The organism is Actinoplanes sp. NPDC049548, from assembly GCF_040676695.1.
Taxonomy (GTDB): Bacteria; Actinomycetota; Actinomycetes; order Mycobacteriales; family Micromonosporaceae; genus Actinoplanes.
Map to the genome: position 1 here is coordinate 604,430 of NZ_JBFAPM010000001.1, position 16,671 is coordinate 621,100.

General features: G+C 72.4%; 19 protein-coding genes. 9 read left to right on the plus strand and 10 right to left on the minus strand.

The features are described from left to right. Positions 1-10 precede the first annotated feature (10 nt). Complete coding sequence (locus tag AB0J80_RS02835) at positions 11-934, plus strand: LysR family transcriptional regulator (protein WP_364699556.1); 924 nt, start codon at positions 11-13, stop codon at positions 932-934. On the opposite strand, the gene otsB is transcribed toward AB0J80_RS02835, so the two are convergent. After that, a complete protein-coding gene (gene otsB / locus AB0J80_RS02840) occupies positions 878-1,702 on the minus strand; it encodes a trehalose-phosphatase (RefSeq protein WP_364699558.1) in 825 nt (274 codons plus the stop codon). The two genes, AB0J80_RS02835 and otsB, sit on opposite strands and share 57 nt — an antisense overlap. A 260-nt stretch (positions 1,703-1,962) precedes the next feature. Here otsB and AB0J80_RS02845 point away from each other — a divergent pair, with 260 nt between their 5' ends. The 4 genes from AB0J80_RS02845 (at position 1,963) to AB0J80_RS02860 (ending at position 6,057) form a co-directional block, all read left to right on the plus strand. After that, positions 1,963-3,378 (plus strand): PhoH family protein, encoded by a 1,416-nt coding sequence (locus AB0J80_RS02845; RefSeq protein ID WP_364699561.1) that lies wholly within the window; start codon positions 1,963-1,965, stop codon positions 3,376-3,378. A gap of 384 nt (positions 3,379-3,762) precedes the next feature. Then, positions 3,763-4,464 (plus strand): lytic transglycosylase domain-containing protein, encoded by a 702-nt coding sequence (locus AB0J80_RS02850; protein ID WP_364699563.1) that lies wholly within the window; start codon positions 3,763-3,765, stop codon positions 4,462-4,464. Positions 4,465-4,539: 75 nt separating this feature from the next. Then, the gene (locus AB0J80_RS02855; protein ID WP_364699565.1) at positions 4,540-5,334 is read left to right on the plus strand and encodes a serine protease; all 795 of its coding nucleotides are present in this window, start codon (positions 4,540-4,542) and stop codon (positions 5,332-5,334) included. Between the two features lie 60 nt (positions 5,335-5,394). Continuing rightward, positions 5,395-6,057: a rhomboid family intramembrane serine protease gene (locus AB0J80_RS02860; RefSeq protein ID WP_364699567.1), complete on the plus strand. Its 663-nt coding sequence runs from the start codon at positions 5,395-5,397 to the stop codon at positions 6,055-6,057. On the opposite strand, the gene AB0J80_RS02865 is transcribed toward AB0J80_RS02860, so the two are convergent. Next, on the minus strand, positions 6,044-7,015 hold the full coding sequence (locus tag AB0J80_RS02865; RefSeq protein WP_364699569.1) for a DMT family transporter: 972 nt from the start codon (positions 7,013-7,015) through the stop codon (positions 6,044-6,046). The two genes, AB0J80_RS02860 and AB0J80_RS02865, sit on opposite strands and share 14 nt — an antisense overlap. Continuing rightward, positions 7,012-8,037 (minus strand): class II fructose-bisphosphatase, encoded by a 1,026-nt coding sequence (gene glpX, locus AB0J80_RS02870; protein WP_364700165.1) that lies wholly within the window; start codon positions 8,035-8,037, stop codon positions 7,012-7,014. Before glpX ends, AB0J80_RS02865 begins: the two co-directional genes overlap by 4 nt. 102 nt (positions 8,038-8,139) lie before the next feature. Between glpX and AB0J80_RS02875 the strand changes: the two genes are divergently transcribed. Next, complete coding sequence (locus tag AB0J80_RS02875) at positions 8,140-8,682, plus strand: DUF4245 domain-containing protein (protein ID WP_364699571.1); 543 nt, start codon at positions 8,140-8,142, stop codon at positions 8,680-8,682. A 72-nt stretch (positions 8,683-8,754) separates the two neighbouring features. Further along, positions 8,755-9,594 (plus strand): hypothetical protein, encoded by an 840-nt coding sequence (locus AB0J80_RS02880; RefSeq protein ID WP_364699574.1) that lies wholly within the window; start codon positions 8,755-8,757, stop codon positions 9,592-9,594. On the opposite strand, the gene AB0J80_RS02885 is transcribed toward AB0J80_RS02880, so the two are convergent. Genes AB0J80_RS02885 through AB0J80_RS02900 form a run of 4 tightly spaced genes read right to left on the minus strand, consistent with a single transcriptional unit; the run spans position 9,591 to position 12,072 of the window. Continuing rightward, complete coding sequence (locus AB0J80_RS02885; RefSeq protein WP_364699576.1) at positions 9,591-9,794, minus strand: exodeoxyribonuclease VII small subunit; 204 nt, start codon at positions 9,792-9,794, stop codon at positions 9,591-9,593. The genes AB0J80_RS02880 and AB0J80_RS02885 overlap by 4 nt on opposite strands. Further along, positions 9,791-11,017 carry an exodeoxyribonuclease VII large subunit gene (gene xseA / locus AB0J80_RS02890; protein ID WP_364699578.1) on the minus strand — a complete coding sequence of 409 codons (1,227 nt, stop codon included), beginning with the start codon at positions 11,015-11,017 and terminating at the stop codon, positions 9,791-9,793. The genes AB0J80_RS02885 and xseA overlap by 4 nt, the downstream gene beginning before the upstream one ends. A 10-nt stretch (positions 11,018-11,027) precedes the next feature. Further along, the gene (locus tag AB0J80_RS02895) at positions 11,028-11,543 is read right to left on the minus strand and encodes a hypothetical protein (RefSeq protein WP_364699580.1); all 516 of its coding nucleotides are present in this window, start codon (positions 11,541-11,543) and stop codon (positions 11,028-11,030) included. A gap of 28 nt (positions 11,544-11,571) precedes the next feature. Continuing rightward, positions 11,572-12,072: a hypothetical protein gene (locus AB0J80_RS02900; protein ID WP_364699582.1), complete on the minus strand. Its 501-nt coding sequence runs from the start codon at positions 12,070-12,072 to the stop codon at positions 11,572-11,574. A gap of 101 nt (positions 12,073-12,173) precedes the next feature. On the opposite strand from AB0J80_RS02900, the gene AB0J80_RS02905 reads away from it, so the two are divergent. Continuing rightward, complete coding sequence (locus AB0J80_RS02905) at positions 12,174-13,157, plus strand: 4-hydroxy-3-methylbut-2-enyl diphosphate reductase (RefSeq protein WP_364699584.1); 984 nt, start codon at positions 12,174-12,176, stop codon at positions 13,155-13,157. On the opposite strand, the gene AB0J80_RS02910 is transcribed toward AB0J80_RS02905, so the two are convergent. Beyond that, positions 13,154-13,939, minus strand: a complete 786-nt coding sequence (locus tag AB0J80_RS02910) for a hypothetical protein (protein WP_364699587.1) — start codon at positions 13,937-13,939, stop codon at positions 13,154-13,156. The genes AB0J80_RS02905 and AB0J80_RS02910 overlap by 4 nt on opposite strands. A 54-nt stretch (positions 13,940-13,993) precedes the next feature. Between AB0J80_RS02910 and AB0J80_RS02915 the strand changes: the two genes are divergently transcribed. Further along, complete coding sequence (locus tag AB0J80_RS02915; RefSeq protein WP_364699589.1) at positions 13,994-15,148, plus strand: DNA recombination protein RmuC; 1,155 nt, start codon at positions 13,994-13,996, stop codon at positions 15,146-15,148. On the opposite strand, the gene AB0J80_RS02920 is transcribed toward AB0J80_RS02915, so the two are convergent. After that, positions 15,145-15,684, minus strand: coding sequence for a hypothetical protein (locus tag AB0J80_RS02920; RefSeq protein WP_364699591.1), 540 nt, complete (start codon positions 15,682-15,684; stop codon positions 15,145-15,147). The two genes, AB0J80_RS02915 and AB0J80_RS02920, sit on opposite strands and share 4 nt — an antisense overlap. A gap of 60 nt (positions 15,685-15,744) precedes the next feature. Continuing rightward, positions 15,745-16,671 (minus strand): zinc-binding alcohol dehydrogenase family protein, encoded by a 927-nt coding sequence (locus tag AB0J80_RS02925; RefSeq protein ID WP_364699593.1) that lies wholly within the window; start codon positions 16,669-16,671, stop codon positions 15,745-15,747.

The following is a 16,671-nucleotide window of genomic DNA, read 5'->3' on the forward strand; positions in this document are numbered from 1 at the left end:
CGCTGGGCGTATGGATCTGCAGCTGCGTCAGCTCCGGACGCTGGTCGCGGTGGCCGACGCGGGTTCCTTCACGGACGCGGCGGCGATCCTCGGCGTCTCCCAGGCGGCGGTGTCCCGGTCGGTTGCCGCGCTTGAGAAGGAGCTGGGCGTACGGGTGGTCGAGCGCACGACGCGGCGGGTGGAGTTCACCCCGCTCGGCACGCGGATCGTCGGGCAGGCGCGGCGGGTGCTCGCGGAGGTCGGCGTGCTCGTCCGGATGAGCGCCGAGCGGCAGGAGCTGCGGATCGGCTACGCGTGGGCGGCCCTGGGCCGGCACACCCGGCGGTTGCAGAAGGAGTGGGCCGGCGTACCGCTCGTCTTCCTGCAGGCGAATGAGCCCACCGCCGGCCTCGCCGACGGCACGGTCGACGTCGCGGTCATCCGCCGGCCGCTGGACGACCCGCGCTTCGCCACCGCCGAGATCGGCCTCGAGGCCCGCTACGCCGCGGTGGCCACCGACAGCGCCCTCGCACGCCGGCGCACGCTGCGCATCGAGGACCTGGCCCGCTACACGCTTGCGATCGACTCCCGGACCGGCAGCACCACGCTGGATCTCTTCCCCGCGAACGCCCCGCCGCGCGCGGTCCGCGAGACCGGGGCTGTGGACGAGTGGCTGACGTTGATCGCCGCGGGTCAGGCCGTGGGGATCACCGCCGCAGCGACGGCCCACCAGTATCCGCGCCCGGGGGTGGCCTACCGGGCGCTGCGGCACGCGCCGCAGGTCGTCGTGCGGCTGGCGTGGTGGCGCGACGATCCGCCCCGGCACCTGAACGAGCTGCTCACCGCGGTGCGACGGCTGTGGGGCGGCTCCGCCGCCGACAACGGAGAGCGGGCCGGCTCAGCGGCCGAAGACGGGCAGCGCCTCGGCGAGGAAGCCGGCGACCGCCTCCGGTGACTCCAGCGTGAGGTCGGCGGCGCTGGAGACGTCGGCGCCGGTCTCGGGGTTGGCGACCGCCACGCAGACGCCGAAGAAGTCCGGGTCCACGGCCTCGCGGGCGCGCAGCGCGTCGAAGGCCTTGATGTCGGACATGTCGTCGCCGAAGTACCAGGCGCAGCCGGCGTTGAGCACGCCCTCGCTGATCACCATGCCCTTGTCCTGGTCGACCGGGGGCTTCAGCTCCACCACCATGCGGCCGCCCTGGACCCGCAGGCCCAGGCGCTCGGCCTGCTCGTGACCCCAGTGCTCGACCTGGGCCGCGAGCTGCGGCGCGGTCCGGTAGTGCAGGGCGACGGAGAGGCGCTTGTACTCGACGAGGATCGCGTCGGGCAGCTCCGCCTTGGCGCGCTCGGCCAGGTCGGCCATCGCGGGCACCCAGGGCAGTGCGGCCGGCTCGGTCACGACGTCGCCGTCGTGCCAGACCTCCAGGCCGTACAGCCCGTAGAGGTCGACGTGCTCGAGCGTGTCGAACCGGGAGCGCAGGAAGCTCACCGGCCGGGCCGACACGATCGCCACCCGGGCCACCTTGGCGGCGAGCTGCTCCAGGACCCCGAGCACGGAGGCGACCGGCTGCGAGGCGTCCGGGTCGTCCGTGACCGGCGAGAGCACGCCGTCGAAGTCGAAGAAGAAGGTGGTCTCCTTGGCGCGCGAGGCGGTGAACTGCCAGGCCTCCGCGACGCTGAGGGGGTGCGTGGGGCGCGCGTTGCTTAGCGGTGTCTCAGGCACAATTCCCAGCCTACCCGCCGTTCGGCTCATTGCACGCCGTCGAATCGGCCCGGAATTGGCGTATCTCGCGGGTACTACCGCAGGTGGCTCTTGACCGCTAGCGTTCTAGGTATGGCACAGGGTTTTCCTGAGCCAGCCGGCCGGCCCGGACCTGCGACGGAGTACGCCACGGGGCCAGCATCCCGACCCCGTGCTAGAGACGGGCGCCGGACGTGGCGGACCGCGGGCGGACCGGGTTGCACGCCCGCTGGAGCAGGCCTGTGACATCTCGCCGTAGTGACGCCGGGGCCGTACACACCGACCCGGCCGCCAAAGTCTCCAGCAGCCGCGCCTCCACGGGACGCCGGGCGTCCCGGGATCGGCACGCAGACGCGGAGCCCGCCCCAGCCGGCCGGGTCTTCGTCCTGGACACCTCGGTCCTGCTGTCCGATCCGGCGGCGTTCCGCCGGTTCACCGACCACGAGGTGGTCATCCCCCTCGTGGTGATCTCCGAGCTGGAGGGCAAGCGGCACCATCCCGAGCTCGGCTGGTTCGCCCGCCAGGCCCTGCGGATGCTCGACGAGCTGCGCATCAAGCACGGGCGGCTGGACCATCCGGTGCTCTGCAACGACGAGGGCGGCACGCTGCGCGTGGAGCTGAACCACGCCGACCAGAGCGTGCTGCCGCACGGCTTCCGCAACGACTCCAACGACACCCGGATCCTGTCGGTGGCCCTGGGGCTCACCGCCGAGGGCCGGGACGTCACGCTGGTCAGCAAGGACATGCCGCTGCGTGTCAAGGCCGCCTCGGTCGGCCTCAACGCGGACGAGTACCGGCACGGCCAGGCCAGCGACCCGACCTGGACCGGCATGGCGGACCTCAAGCTCGACGACGAGGTCGTCAACCGTCTCTACGCCGGTGACGAGCTGGAGCTGGAGGAGACGGAGAACTTGCCGTGCCACACCGGCCTGGTCGTGCACTCGTCGCGGGGCTCGGCGCTCGCCCGGGTCAACCCCGACAAGACCGTGAAGCTGGTACGCGGCGACCGTGAGGCGTTCGGCCTGCGGGGGCGTTCGGCGGAGCAGCGGGTGGCGCTCGACATCCTGCTCGACGAGTCGATCGGCATCGTGTCGCTCGGCGGCCGGGCCGGCACCGGCAAGTCGGCGCTCGCGCTCTGCGCGGGCCTCGAGGCCACGATGGAGCGCAACCGCCACAAGAAGGTCGTGGTCTTCCGCCCGCTGTACGCCGTCGGTGGCCAGGAACTGGGCTATCTGCCGGGCAGCGAGTCCGAGAAGATGTCGCCCTGGGCCCAGGCGGTGTTCGACACGCTCGGCGCGGTCGTGCACGCGAACGTCATGGAGGAGGTTCTGGCCCGCGGCATGCTCGAGGTGCTGCCGCTGACCCACATCCGCGGCCGCAGCCTGCACGACGCCTTCGTGATCGTCGACGAGGCGCAGTCCCTGGAACGCAACGTGCTGCTGACGGTGCTGTCCCGGATCGGCCAGGGTTCGCGGGTGGTGCTCACCCACGACGTCGCCCAGCGCGACAACCTGCGGGTGGGGCGCCATGACGGCGTGACGGCGGTGATCGAGGCGCTGAAGGGTCACCCGATCTTCGCGCATGTCACCCTCACGAGGTCCGAGCGGTCGCCGATCGCAGAGGTCGTCACCGATCTACTGGAGGAGATTCCGCTCTGACGCTGCGTCATCGTGAGGCGGGGATCCGGCGGGATTCCCGCCTCACGGCGTGTCCGGGCTCGATTACAAAAAGTGACCTGCGTTATACCGTACGGGTGAGCGAAATAGCTCTGCTTTGCCCGTATTGAATCCTAAACGTCCTGTGATTCATTTCACTGATGGGCGTTGTCGTTTCACATCCACTTCACCGTGCGCCATGGTGGCTGGCGAGCATCACGCGGGTCGCCGCCCCGATCGGACATCAATCGCCGGCTACCCGGACCGGCGGCGGACGCCGGTCGTCGCGGCCCGAGGGGTCGACGATGCTCGCGGAGCAGGACGCCGCCGGCCGCGGGGAGCCGAGGGGTCCGCTCCGCGTCGTTGCCCCCTACGAAGGGAATCTTCGTGAATCGGCTCTGGAGCCGGGTCGGCATCCGTGTGGCTTCCGTGGGTCTGCTCGTCGCGGGCGTGATCGGCGGGGTCTACCTCGGAAAGGACCGGGAAGTCCAGGCGCAGGGCGCCCAGGCGCAGCTCGTGGTGCAGGCGGACACGGACGAGATGCAGCTCCTCAAGGAGCGGCACAACCAGCACGCCGCGGTTCGTGCGTACCAGCGTGAGGCGGAGGGCGAGGCCGCGTCGAAGGCCGCGACCGAGGCCAAGGCGGCTGCCGGCAAAGCTCGCGCGGTGGAGAAGAAGGCCATCGCGAAGAAGAAGGCCGAGGACGAGAAGAAGGCGGCCGAGAAGAAGTCCGGCTCCGGCGGCACCGTCCCCTACACCGGCGACATCCCGGCGTCCTGCGACGAGTACAGCGGCAACAAGGCCACCGGCTGCGCCCTGATGCTCGACGCGGGCTTCGACATCGATCAGTTCCCCTGCCTGGAGAAGCTCTGGGACAGGGAGAGCGGCTGGAACCACCACGCCAGGAATTCCGGCTCCGGCGCGTACGGCATTCCGCAGGCTCTTCCCGGCGACAAGATGGCCTCGGTGGCCGACGACTGGGAGGACAACCCGGCGACCCAGATCAAGTGGGGGCTCGGCTACATCAAGGGCCGGTACGACACTCCGTGCGGCGCGTGGTCGCACTCCGAGAACAGCGGCTGGTACTGAGTCAGCAGGACAAAAGGGGTACGTGCTTCGGCGCGTACCCCTTTTGCCTGTCGCCGTGAGTGATCAAATGTCCACATGGTCCGGAAAGTCGCTTCGCTGGTCATCCTCGGAGTCCTCGCGTCCGTGCTCGCGGCGAGCCAGACGGTCGCCCGTGCCGGGGACGCCGCCGGTGGCACCCCGCCGATCCGCGAGGTCGTCGGCGGCGACCTCGCCCCCGCCGGCCGGTTCCCGTGGATGGTGCGGCTCTCCATGGGCTGCGGCGGGGCGCTGACCGCACCCCGGGTCGTGCTCACCGCCGGTCACTGCGTCAACGGCACCGGCGCGGACGACAGCATCGGCGTCCTGGCCGGCGTGACCAACCTGAAGTCGGCGGACGCCCTCGAGGCCCGTTCCGTGTCGGTGGTCCGCGCCGAGGGCTTCCGCGGCGAGACCCGCGGCGACGACTGGGCACTGATCGAACTGGACCGTGCGCTCGACCTGCCGACCCTCGACCTCGGCCGCAGCTCGGACGAGAAGGGTCCGCTCACCGTGCTGGGCTGGGGGCAGACCAGCGAGCAGTCGCTGCGCCAGGAGAAGCGGCTGCGCTATGCGTCCGTGCCGGTGGTCCCGGACGGCGTCTGCGCCAAGGCGTACCGCAAGGTCGGCGTCGAGCTGGTCGCGGACGAGTCGATCTGCGCCGGCAAGAAGGGCGTCGACACGTGCCAGGGCGACTCCGGTGGCCCGATGGTGCGCAAGGCCGGCGACAGGTGGGTGCAGGTCGGCATCGTGAGCTGGGGACTCGGCTGCGCGCGCAAGGACTACCCCGGCGTCTACACCCAGATCTCGGCGTTCCGTGCCGACATCCGGAAGGCCACCCGCGACCTCAGCTGACCGTGCCCGATTGCGCACACCGGGTTGGCGGCAGTGGCGGCGATCGGTAACCATCGGGGGATGAGCTACCCGGGCGCCCAGGACGACGCGGCGGCGAAGGTCGGCACCGAGGCGTTCTTCGCCTCCATCGGCCGCGCCTTCGTGGCGATGTGCGCGGTGATCCCCGTGCTCTTCCTCATCGAGGCGATCGACCGCGGCCTCGGTGCCGGCTCCCTCGACATGGCCGCCGGCATCATCCCGCGGCGCCTCGACGGCCTCGACGGCGTCATCTTCAGCCCGTTCCTGCACGCCGGCTGGGACCACCTGTACGGCAACAGCGTGCCGCTCATCCTGGTGGGCACGTTCGCCCTGGCCGGCGGCACCCGCCGGTTCCTCTGGTCGACCCTCGTGATCATCCTGGTGAGCGGCTTCGGCGTCTGGCTGGTCGGCGACCCGAGCAGCGTCGTCGTCGGGGCGAGCGGTGTCGTCTTCGGCTACCTCGGCCTGCTCTTCGCCCGGGGCTTCGTCGAGCGCAGCTGGTGGAACCTGGGCGTGGCGGGGTTCATCGGGCTGCTGTACTGGTACCAGATCTACAACATCCTCCCCACCGACCAGCCGATCTCCTGGCAGGGGCACCTGCTCGGCCTGCTCGGCGGGGTGATTTCCGCGATCGCCTTCCGGCGCCGTCGGCCGAAGCCCGTGCCCGCTCTCTACGACCCCGGCGCGACGCTCACCGATATCTAGGGCGGCTGGGCAGCACCGCGACGCCCACGGCGAGCAGGGTCAGCACGGCGCCGAGCATCGTGTTCCAGCCCGGGCGGCCCGCAGTGCCCGGAGCAAGCTCGTCGATGAGCAGCGCGCCGATGACCTGGCCCGCGATCATGCCCAGGCCGAGCAGCAGCACGCCGGTCCAGCGGACGACCACGGCACCCACGGCGATGAAGACGATGCCCAGCGTGCCGCCCGCGTAGAGCCACCAGGGGCCGGGCGGCAGGTCGGACGGGACGCCCCGGAGCAGCGCCGACACCGCGAAGGCGAGCAGCAGCACGACCGTACCCATGACGAAGTTGAGCCGGCCGGCCACCAGGGCGCTGCCCGAGACCACCCGGACGTGGCCGTTGACCGCCTGCTGCCAGGCGATGCCGAGCCCGGCGAGCAGCGGCAGCACGGCGAGGGCCAGCGCGCTCGGGTGACCGATGCGGTCGCCGACCGAGATCAGCACGGCGCACACCGTCAGGACCGCCCCGGCCAGGCGCGGGACGGTCACCGGTTGCGGGCCGGCCGGGCCCGCCCCGGCCCGGTCCACCATGAGGCTGCTCGAGGACTGGCCGGCGACCACCGCCACGATGAACACCGCCACGCCGAGCGTGGGCACGGTCAGGCCCTGGGTGGCGACCAGGAAGCCGCCGCACATGCCGCCGATGCACTGCCACGGGCGGATCCGGCGGTCGCGCAGGCCGGTGCGCAGGTGGCGCAGGCCCGCCCGGCCCGCCGGCACCAGCGGCACGAGCACCACCAGCACCAGCAGGCCGGAACCGAACGAGATCAGCGCCGCGCCGATCGGGTCGTCGAGGCGTACGGAAAGCTCGCCGTTGATCCTCGACTGGACGGCCAGCGCGACGCCCGATGCCACCGCGAGCACGACGCCGGCCAGGCGCCGCCCGGCGGTCACCGCCGGCGGCGCCGAGATCGTCTGGGTCACTCGCGCACCGTGGGCAGATGACCGTCGAAGTCGACCGACGAGTAGAGCTTGAGCTTCTCGAGGCGGTGGTACGAGTCGATGACCCGGATCGTGCCGCTCTTGGACCGCATGACGATCGACTGGGTGTGCGCCCCGCCGGCCCGGTAGCGCACGCCCTTGAGCAGGTCGCCCGAGGTGACGCCGGTGGCCACGAAGAAGCAGTTGTCGCCGGTGACGAGGTCGTTCGTGGTGAGCACCCGGTCGAGGTCGTGGCCGCCGCCGATCGCCTTCTCCCGTTCGGCGTCGTCCCGCGGCCACAGCTTGGCCTGGATCTCGCCGCCCAGACACTTGAGCGCACAGGCCGCGGTGATGCCCTCGGGGGTGCCGCCGATGCCCATCAGCACGTCGACGTCGGACTCGATGCGGGCGGCGGAGATGGCGCCCGCGATGTCGCCGTCGGAGATGAACTTGATGTTGGCGCCGGCGGCGCGTACCTCGTCGACCAGCTTCTGGTGCCGCGGCCGGTCGAGGATGCAGACGGTGACGTCGGAGACGGACGAGTGCTTCGCCTTGGCGATGCGGCGCAGGTTCTCCGTCGCGCCGGCGTTGATGTCGATCACGTCCGCGCAGTCCGGGCCGACCGCGATCTTCTCCATGTAGAAGACGGCGCTCGGGTCGAACATCGCGCCGCGCTCGGCGACCGCGAGCACGGCGACCGCGCCCGGCATGCCCTTGCTCATCAGCGTGGTGCCGTCGACGGGGTCGACCGCCACGTCCACCTCGGGCCCGGTGCCGTCGCCGACCTGCTCGCCGTTGAAGAGCATGGGCGCCTCGTCCTTCTCGCCCTCGCCGATCACCACGACGCCGCGCATCTGGATCGAGTTGATGAGCTTGCGCATGGCGTCCACGGCGGCGCCGTCGCCACCGTTCTTGTCGCCCCGGCCGACCCAGCGGCCGGCGGCCATCGCTGCGGCTTCGGTGACGCGGACGAGATCGAGGGCGATGTTGCGGTCGAGATCCTGGGGGTTGGCGGCAACGGGCATGACGGGGGCCTCCTCGCGACGGTGCGGGGTGTGGTCGTCACCGATCCTCACATGCCGACCTGCGCCAAGTCCCGTGAGCGCGACATGGTTAACAATGGTGAGGTGTCCAGCCCCGAGACCCCCTCCGTCGGTGCGCGCGCCCAGCGCCGTCCGCGGGACATGGCGATGTCGCTCGCCGTCCTGCTCGTCCCGATCGCGCTGCTGCTGCTCTTCTACCGGCTCGTGCTCGACGGCGACAAACCGGTCGCGGTGGATCCGCAGAGCGCGATCGAGCAGGCCCGTGCGGCCGCCGCCTTCGAGGTCGCCGTGCCGCAGGGGCTCGGCGACGACTGGCACGTGCAGAGCGCGACGTTCAAGCGTGACTCCGGCGGCCGCGGCACCCTGCGGCTGGGCTACGTCGACCCGGACAGCAAGCCGCTGCAGCTGGTCGAGAGCAGCCTCGCCACCGCCACCCTGATCCCGGCCGAGCTCGGCAAGGACCCCAAGGCGGTGGGCACGTTCCGGGCCGGGGCCCGGACCTGGCAGCGGTACGACGGGCGCCCGGGCGAGGACGCGCTGGTCCTGATCGAGAAGGGCCGCACGATCATCGTGGCCGGCCCGGCGCAGTCGCGGACCTTGGAGACGCTCGCCTCGTCGCTGTCGTGACGGGGCAGCGGGGTTTGCGGTGATCCCTTAGGCTCCCGCAGTCCGCCCGCACTGCCTCCGGAGTGAAGCTTCATGAACCGACGGTTCGCCGCCGTTCTCGCCCCCGTACTCGCCCTGTCGCTCGCCGCCTGCACCGGCGACGACCAGCCGAAGGACCCCAAGGCCGCCCTGGTGGCGTCCACCTCGGGCCTCAAGGCCGGCAACTACAGCTTCACGGCGACGATGCCGGGCGACGCCTCGGCCAAGGGGATCGTGCACATCCCGTCGCACACCGCCTCGCTGGACCTCGACACGGTGCAGGAGGGCAAGAAGGGCAAGGTCCAGTTCCGGATCGCCGAGCCGGACCGCTACGTCAAGCTGACCATGGACCTGGGCGAGACCGCGGAGCAGCTGGAGAGCCTGTCGGCGCTCGGCGGCGGCGACGCGCAGACCGCCAAGCTGACCGAGGGCCTCAAGGCGATGGTCGACCTGTTCAGCGGCAAGCAGTGGCTCAAGCTGGACGCGTCCAAGGTGAAGGCGCAGGAGCTGCGGGTCGGCCTGGAGAACCCGGACCTGACCGGCGCCACCGGCCTCTTCGGCGGGATCGTCAGCGCCGACCGCAAGGGCGACGTGATCACCGGCAAGCTGGACGTCACCAAGGTCAGCGGCGACTCCCAGCTCTTCGGCGAGTCCGCGGTCAAGGGCGCCGACCCGGCGCAGGCCAAGGTCGTGCCGTACGAGGCCACGCTCGACGGCGACGGCCGGCTCACCAAGCTGGTGCTCGACATGCCGAAGACCACCGACTCCCCGGCCGGCAAGTGGACCGTGCAGGTCAGCGGCTACGGCGCTCAGGCGAAGCAGGACGCCCCGCCGGCCGCCGAGGTCAAGGAGATGCCGGACTCCGCGTACGACATGATCAACGGCAAGGGCTAGGACTCCGCGCGGGCCGCCCGGGAGGCCTCGATGCGCTCCCGGGCCCCGTCCAGCCATCGCTGGCAGACGTCCGCGAGCTTCTCGCCGCGCTCCCACAGCGCCAGCGACTCCTCCAGTGAGGCGCCGCCCTGCTCCAGGCGCTCCACGACCGTCGCCAGCTCGCCGCGGGCCTGCTCGTAGCTGAGGTTCTCGTCGGTCATGGGGTGCTCTCCTGTACCTCCGTGCGCAGCTCGCCGTCGGCCAGCCGTACGCGTAGAACATCTCCGGTGGCGACCTCGCCCGCGGCCCGGACCACGTGGCCGTCGGCGCGTTGCACGATCGCGTATCCCCGCTCCAGGGTGGCGGCGGGCGACAGGGCCCGCAGCCGGGCGAGGGTGTGCCGCAGCTCGTCGTCGGCGCGGCGGACCCGGTGCTCCAGGCTGCGGGTGGCCCGGTCCCGCAGGCCGGTGACCTCGGTGGCCCGCTGCTCGACGAGGGTCTCCGGGCGGGCCAGCGACGGTCGCGACCGCCACGCCTCCAGCCGGTGCGTCTCCCGGTCGATCAGGGTCAGCACGGCCCGGTCGAGGCGGCGCCGCGCCTGCTCCACGATCAGGCTCTCCTCGGCGAGGTCGGGCACGATCCGCTTCGCCGCGTCGGTCGGGGTGGACGCGCGCAGGTCGGCGACGTAGTCGAGCAGCGGCGCGTCGGTCTCGTGGCCGATCGCGCTGACGACCGGCGTACGGCAGCCGAAGACGGCCCGGCACAGCGCCTCGTCGGAGAAGGGCAGCAGGTCCTCGACGCTGCCGCCGCCGCGCGCGATGACGATGACGTCGATCGTGTCGTCGTTCTCCAGCACCTTGAGCGCGTCGATGATCTGCGGCACCGCGGTCGGGCCCTGCACCGGCACGTTGATGACCCGGAAGTCGACGCCCGGCCAGCGGCGGCGGGTGTTCATCAGCACGTCCCGCTCGGCGGCCGAGGCCCGCCCGGTGATCAGGCCGATGCGCTGCGGCAGGAACGGCAGCCGGCGCTTGCGTTCGCGGGCGAACAGACCCTCGGCGGCGAGCAGCTTCTTGAGCCGTTCCAGCCGGGCCAGCAGCTCGCCGAGGCCGACCTGGCGGATCTCGTCGGCGCGCAGGCTCAGCGAGCCACGGGCGGGGTAGAACTCGGGCTTGGCGTGCAGCGTGACCCGGGCGCCCTCGGACAGCTCGGGGGCGCCGGCGTCGAGCACGTCGCGGTGCGCGGTCACGGTGAGGCTGAGGTCGGCCGAGGGGTCGCGCAGGGTCAGGAAGACCACCGAGGCGCCGGGGCGACGGCTGATCTGGGCCACCTGGCCGTCGACCCACACCCAGCCGAGCTTGGCCACCCAGGCGCCGAGCTTCTGGCTGACGACCCGTACGGGCCACGGCTCGTCGGCGGTCGACCTGGGTTCCGGCTGGGTCACCCGGCCTAGCCTACGGGCGGCCCGGGCCGCCGATCCCGCGTGGGCGCCCGAGCCGGTGCACGAGCCGGCGGGCGAGGACCACGAGCAGCAGCGCGACCAGGCCGGCGTACCCCCAGAAGAGCAGGTCGGCGACGAGCCGCCCGCCGTCGACCTGCCAGCTCTGCCCGGCGTCGCGGGCGAGCACGGTGAAGGGGTAGCCGTGCCGCTCCGCCAGCGCGGACAGGCAGCATGCGGCGTCGCTGGTCAGCACGGTGCTGATCGACATTCCGGCGACGAGCACGCCGGCCGCCGCGAGATACCCGGCGGTCCCGGGGCGTCCGGGCAGGGACGCCAGCGAGATCAGCATGGCGCCGCCGACCACCAGCATGCCGTTGAAGAGCAGGTACGCGCCGTCGAGCCGGTCGCCCATCTCGACGACCAGGTCGAGCACGCCGATGACGGCGGAGAACCAGCCGACGATGAGGCGCAGCCCGGTGCCGACGGACTCCCAGACGCCGGGTGTGCCGACGGTGCCGGCGGTGCTCATGGCTCGAGTATCCCGCCCGGTGCGCCGGCTACGGGCGGAAACGCACCTTGTTGACGACCGCGGCCAGGAGCAGGCCGAGGAGTCCCCAGAACACGAAGTTCGCCGCGAGGTTCACCGCGTCCACCTGCCAGCCGGCCTGTTCGGCCAGCGCCCGGGCGGTCTGCGGGTCGTCCGCGGTCGCGCCGCGGGCCAGCCACTGGTACGGCCAGCCGCGCGCCATCACGTACCCGTACATCCCGCCGAGCTGGCTGCGCTCGGTGAGCAGGCCGGCCAGCGTCCCCACTGTGGCGGTGGCCGCCGCCGTGGTGGCCGTGGTGAGGGCCGGCAACCGCACCCGGTGCGGCATGAGCAGCACGAGCCCACCGCCCGCCAGCACCACCCCGACGGCCATGTCGCGGAACGGGCTCGGCGCGTGCAGGTTCAGCAGGATCCAGGTCAGCCCGAGGACCAGGGCGACCGCACCGACCAGGTTCCGCAGGGCGGTGCCGAGCGCCCGTCGCGTACCGCGGGCCACATCCGTGTCGTTCACCCGGCCGAGTATGCCTCGGCATCCGCGATCCGCCCCTGGACGAGTTTGTGGTGCGCATCGCACGGCGGGAGATCCCTGGCCGGGGCACGTACCATTGCCGGGTGACCTCCCCATCTGGCACCCCTGTCCGCAAGCGTGTGCTCCTCGCCAAGCCGCGGGGCTACTGCGCCGGTGTCGACCGCGCGGTGCAGACGGTGGAGGAGGCGCTGAAGCTCTACGGCGCCCCGGTCTACGTGCGCAAGCAGATCGTGCACAACAAGCACGTCGTCAGCACGCTCGAGGCCCGCGGCGCGATCTTCGTCGAGGAGAACGAGGAGGTCCCCGAGGGCTCGACCGTCGTCTTCTCGGCGCACGGCGTCGCCCCCGAGGTGCACGAGCAGGCCCGCGAGCGCAACCTCAAGGCGATCGACGCCACCTGCCCGCTGGTCACGAAGGTGCACCACGAGGCCAAGCGGTTCGCCGCCGAGGACTACGACATCCTGCTCATCGGCCACGAGGGCCACGAGGAGGTCATCGGCACCTCCGGCGAGGCGCCGGCGCACATCCAGCTGGTCGACGGCCCGGAGGACGTCGACAACGTGGTGGTGCGCGACCCGGCGAAGGTGGTCTGGCTGTCCCAGACCACGCTCTCGGTCGACGAGACCATGGAGACCGTCGCCCGGCTCAAGACCCGGCTGCCGCTGCTGCAGTCGCCGCCGAGCGACGACATCTGCTACGCGACCTCCAACCGCCAGCACGTGGTCAAGGAGATCGCGCCGGAGTGCGACGTGGTCATCGTGGTCGGCTCCACCAACTCCTCGAATTCGGTACGCCTGGTCGAGGTGGCTCTCGGCGCCGGCGCCAAGGCCGGCCACCTGGTCGACTACGCGTCGGAGATCCGCGACGAGTGGCTCGAGGGCGCGACCACGGTCGGTGTCAGCTCGGGCGCCAGCGTCCCGGAGGACCTGGTCATGGAGGTGCTGGCGCATCTCGCGGAGCGTGGCTTCGGCGAGGTCACCGAGTACACGACCGCGGAGGAGCGGCTCACCTTCTCCCTGCCGCAGGAGCTGCGCCGCGACATGAAGGCCGCGGCGGCCCGCTCCTAGAAGTCCCCGCCGCCGAAGTCCCCGCCGCCGAAGTCGCCGCCACCGAAGTCGCCACCGCCCCAGTCGCCTCCGCCGCCGAGGTCGCTCCCCTGGTCGCCGAAGTCGCCGGCCTGGTCGCCGCCGAAGTCCTGCGCGGCGTCCTGGAACCCGTCGGAGTAGCCGTCGCCGTACCCCATGTCGCCGAAGCCGGGCGAGAACAGCGCGTCGAAGATGAGCATGCCGCCCAGCACGCCGGCGCCCGCACCGAGCGCCGTCTTCCACACCGGCGTCGAATACCACCCGGCCGGCACCGGCCGCCCCTCGACCCGGCCGCCGGGGTAGTAGTACGGCGTGTCCGGGCCCGGCTGCGGTCCCGCCTTGTAGTGGTGACCCTGGACGGTCACCTCCCGTTCGCGGGTGAGTTGTCCCGCGCCCTGCGCCCCGTGCAGCGGCGGTAGCTCCGGCCCCGGGTCGATGCCCATGGCCGTACGGGCGGCGCGCACGTACGCGAGCCCTTCCAGCGCCGATTCGCGGGCGAGCTCGAACTGCCGGACCGTCTTCGCCTGCTGCAGCTGACCGCCCGCCGCGTTGTAACGCTCGCCCGCGTCGGCCAGCGCCTGCCGGGTCGCCGGGTCCTCGCCGTGCAGGTTCATCACCTGGCCGCCGAGCCGCTCGTACCAGCGCTGGGCCTCGGCGCGGGCGTCCTCGAGCTGCCGCTGCTCGCGGGCCACGCTGCCGCGGCGCCACGCCAGGACTACCGCCACCACCAGGAGCACCAGGATCAGCAGCAGAAACACCTTCATGTGCTCGACGGTACCCGCGCCGACAACGTCGTACCCCTCTGGCAAGCTCGCAGGGTGAGCTTCTCGACGCTGGCCGTGGTGATCATCTGCCTGGCGGCCGGGGCCGCGCTCGGCTGGCTGGCCGCGCGGCTGCGGGCCGCCGCCGACATCGCCCGGCTCGAGGCGACCGTGCAGGCCGGCCGCGACGGCGAGGAGCGCCTCGAGCAGTCCTTGCGGGCCCTCACCTACGAGTCCACCGCCCAGTCGCAGGAGGCGGTCGCGCGGGCCGTGGCGCCGTTGCACGAGACGCTGCGCCGCTACGAGCAGCGGGTGGCCGAGCTGGAGCGCGACCGGGTCGACGCCTACGCGGAGCTGCGGGAGCAGGTGCGGGCCATGGGCCTTGTCTCCGGCGAGCTGCGCACCGAGACGAAACAGCTGGTCGCCGCGCTGCGGGCGCCGCAGGTCCGGGGCCGCTGGGGAGAGCACCAGCTGCGGCGCATCGTCGAGGCGGCCGGGCTGCTCGAGCACTGCGACTTCGCCGAGCAGGTCACCTCCAGCACCGACCACCAGGGCGTACGCCCCGACATGGTGGTGCGCCTGCACGGTGGCCGGACGGTGGTGGTGGACGCCAAGGCGCCGTTCGACGCGTACCTGTCCGCGATGGAGGCCCGCGACGAGCGCACCCGCGACACCCACCTCGACCAGCACGCCCGGGTGCTGCGGGGGCATGTGGACGCGCTGGCCGCCAAATCGTACTGGACGGCCTTCGACCAGAGCCCCGACTTCGTGGTGCTGTTCGTCCCCGCCGACCCGTTCCTCGACGCGGCCCTGCAGCGCGACGCCTCCCTGATGGAGCACGCCTTCGGCCGCAACGTCGTGCTGGCGACCCCGGCGACGCTGGTGGCGCTGCTGCGGACGGTCGCCTACTCCTGGCGGCAGGAGGCGCTGGCCCGCAACGCGCTGGCGGTGCACGGCCTGGCCCGCGAGCTCTACGGCCGCCTCGCCACCCTCGGCGACCACGTCGGCAAGCTCGGCGCGTCGCTCGGTGGGGCGGTGACGGCGTACAACCGCGCGGTGGGGTCGCTGGAGTCGCGGGTGCTGGTGAGCGCCCGCAAGCTCGCCGAGATGGGCGTCTCCGACGAGGAGCTGGCGGTGCCGGCCCAGGTGGAGCTGACGCCCCGCCAGCCGCAGGCACCGGAGCTGGTGGAGGACTCCACAGTGCGCGGTTAGCGCAGGTGCCGGTCCAGCTCCCGGCGCAAGGCCCGAGGCCCAGGCCAGACCTGCGTCAGGTCGGCGGTGAAGGCGGGCGTGCCGTTCTCCTCATCGTGCAGCGCCGGCCAGCCCTCGTCGCCCTCCGCGACCGGATGCACGCGGTCCAGGTCCACCGGGGTCACGTCGAGAACGGTGCGCAGGCCGGTGCGGCGCACCGCCACATGCTCGATGTCCGGCCACGCCAGCAGCACCGGATCGCTGCCCTCGGCGGCGAGCTCCAGCCCCCCGGACGACGCCCGCACCCAGGTGCGCATCGCCGAGCGTGACGACAGCGCATAACCGCCGGCCACCAGCGTGGCGATCACCGCGCCCTGGGCCAGCGTCGACCACCACGGCTCACCCGGCGCCCCCAGCAGGTACGCGACCAGCGGCGACACGGCCACGTACGCGACGAGCAGCACCGCGAACAGGGCCGCGAACGTCCGCCCGGGCGAGGACCGGAACAGCACGGCGTCGGCGGCGGGCGGCTCGACCTCCTCAGGCGGGATCGACATGCCCTCCATGCTGCCGTGCCGGGGTGGCCCGCACGCCCCGGTTGGGCGAACTCGCGGCTCTCAGGCGGGGCGCAGGACGACCTTGCCGAGGTTCTCCCGGGCCTCGATGACCGCGTGGGCGGCGGCGGCCTCCTCGAGCGGGAACTCCGCGTGGACGACGGGACGCAGCTCACCGGCGGCCAGCATGCGCCAGAGCCGGGCCTCGTGGTCCGCGTACCGGTCCGGCTGGGTGGCCGCGAACCGGCGCATGGTCAGCCCGGTGATCGTCTTCGAGCCGGCCAGCAGCTCGTACGCCGGCACGGTCCCGCCGCCGGAGTTGAAGAACACCAGCCGTCCGCCGGGCACGAGCGCGCCGAGGAAGTCCGGCAGCAGATCCCCGCCCACGGCGTCGAGCACCACGTCCACGCCGTCCGTCAGCGCGGGAACCGCGTCGTACGTGACGACCTCGTCAGCGCCGAGCTCCCGCAGGAAAGCGGCCTTGGCCGGGGAACCGGCGGCGGCGACCACCCGCCGGCCCCGGGCCAGCTGGACCAGCAGGTGCCCGACCCCGCTCGCCGCCCCGGTGACCAGCACGGACTCGTCCGGCCGGAGAGCCGCGGTGGCCAGCGCCGCCAGCGCGACGTGCCCGCTGCGGACCAGGGCGACGGCCTCGACCGCCGTCACCCCGTCCGGGATCCGGGAGGCCATCGCCGCCGGCACGGTCGCCAGCTCCGCGTACGAACCGGTGAAGCTCAGCGCCGTGACACGGTCGCCGGGAGCGAAGCCCTCGACGCCGGGGCCGGACGCGACCACGGCGCCCGCGACCTCGCCGCCGAGCACGCCCGGCAGCGGGGTCCGCGGGTTGCGGGTAGCGCGTACCCCGGGAAGCGTGACGCCGATGGCTTCGACCCGTACCAGCAGCTCACCGGGACCCGGCTCCGGGTCCGGAGCCGTTTCCAGGCGCAGCACCTCCGGACCACCGTGCGAGTGGAAGCGAACGCGACGCAT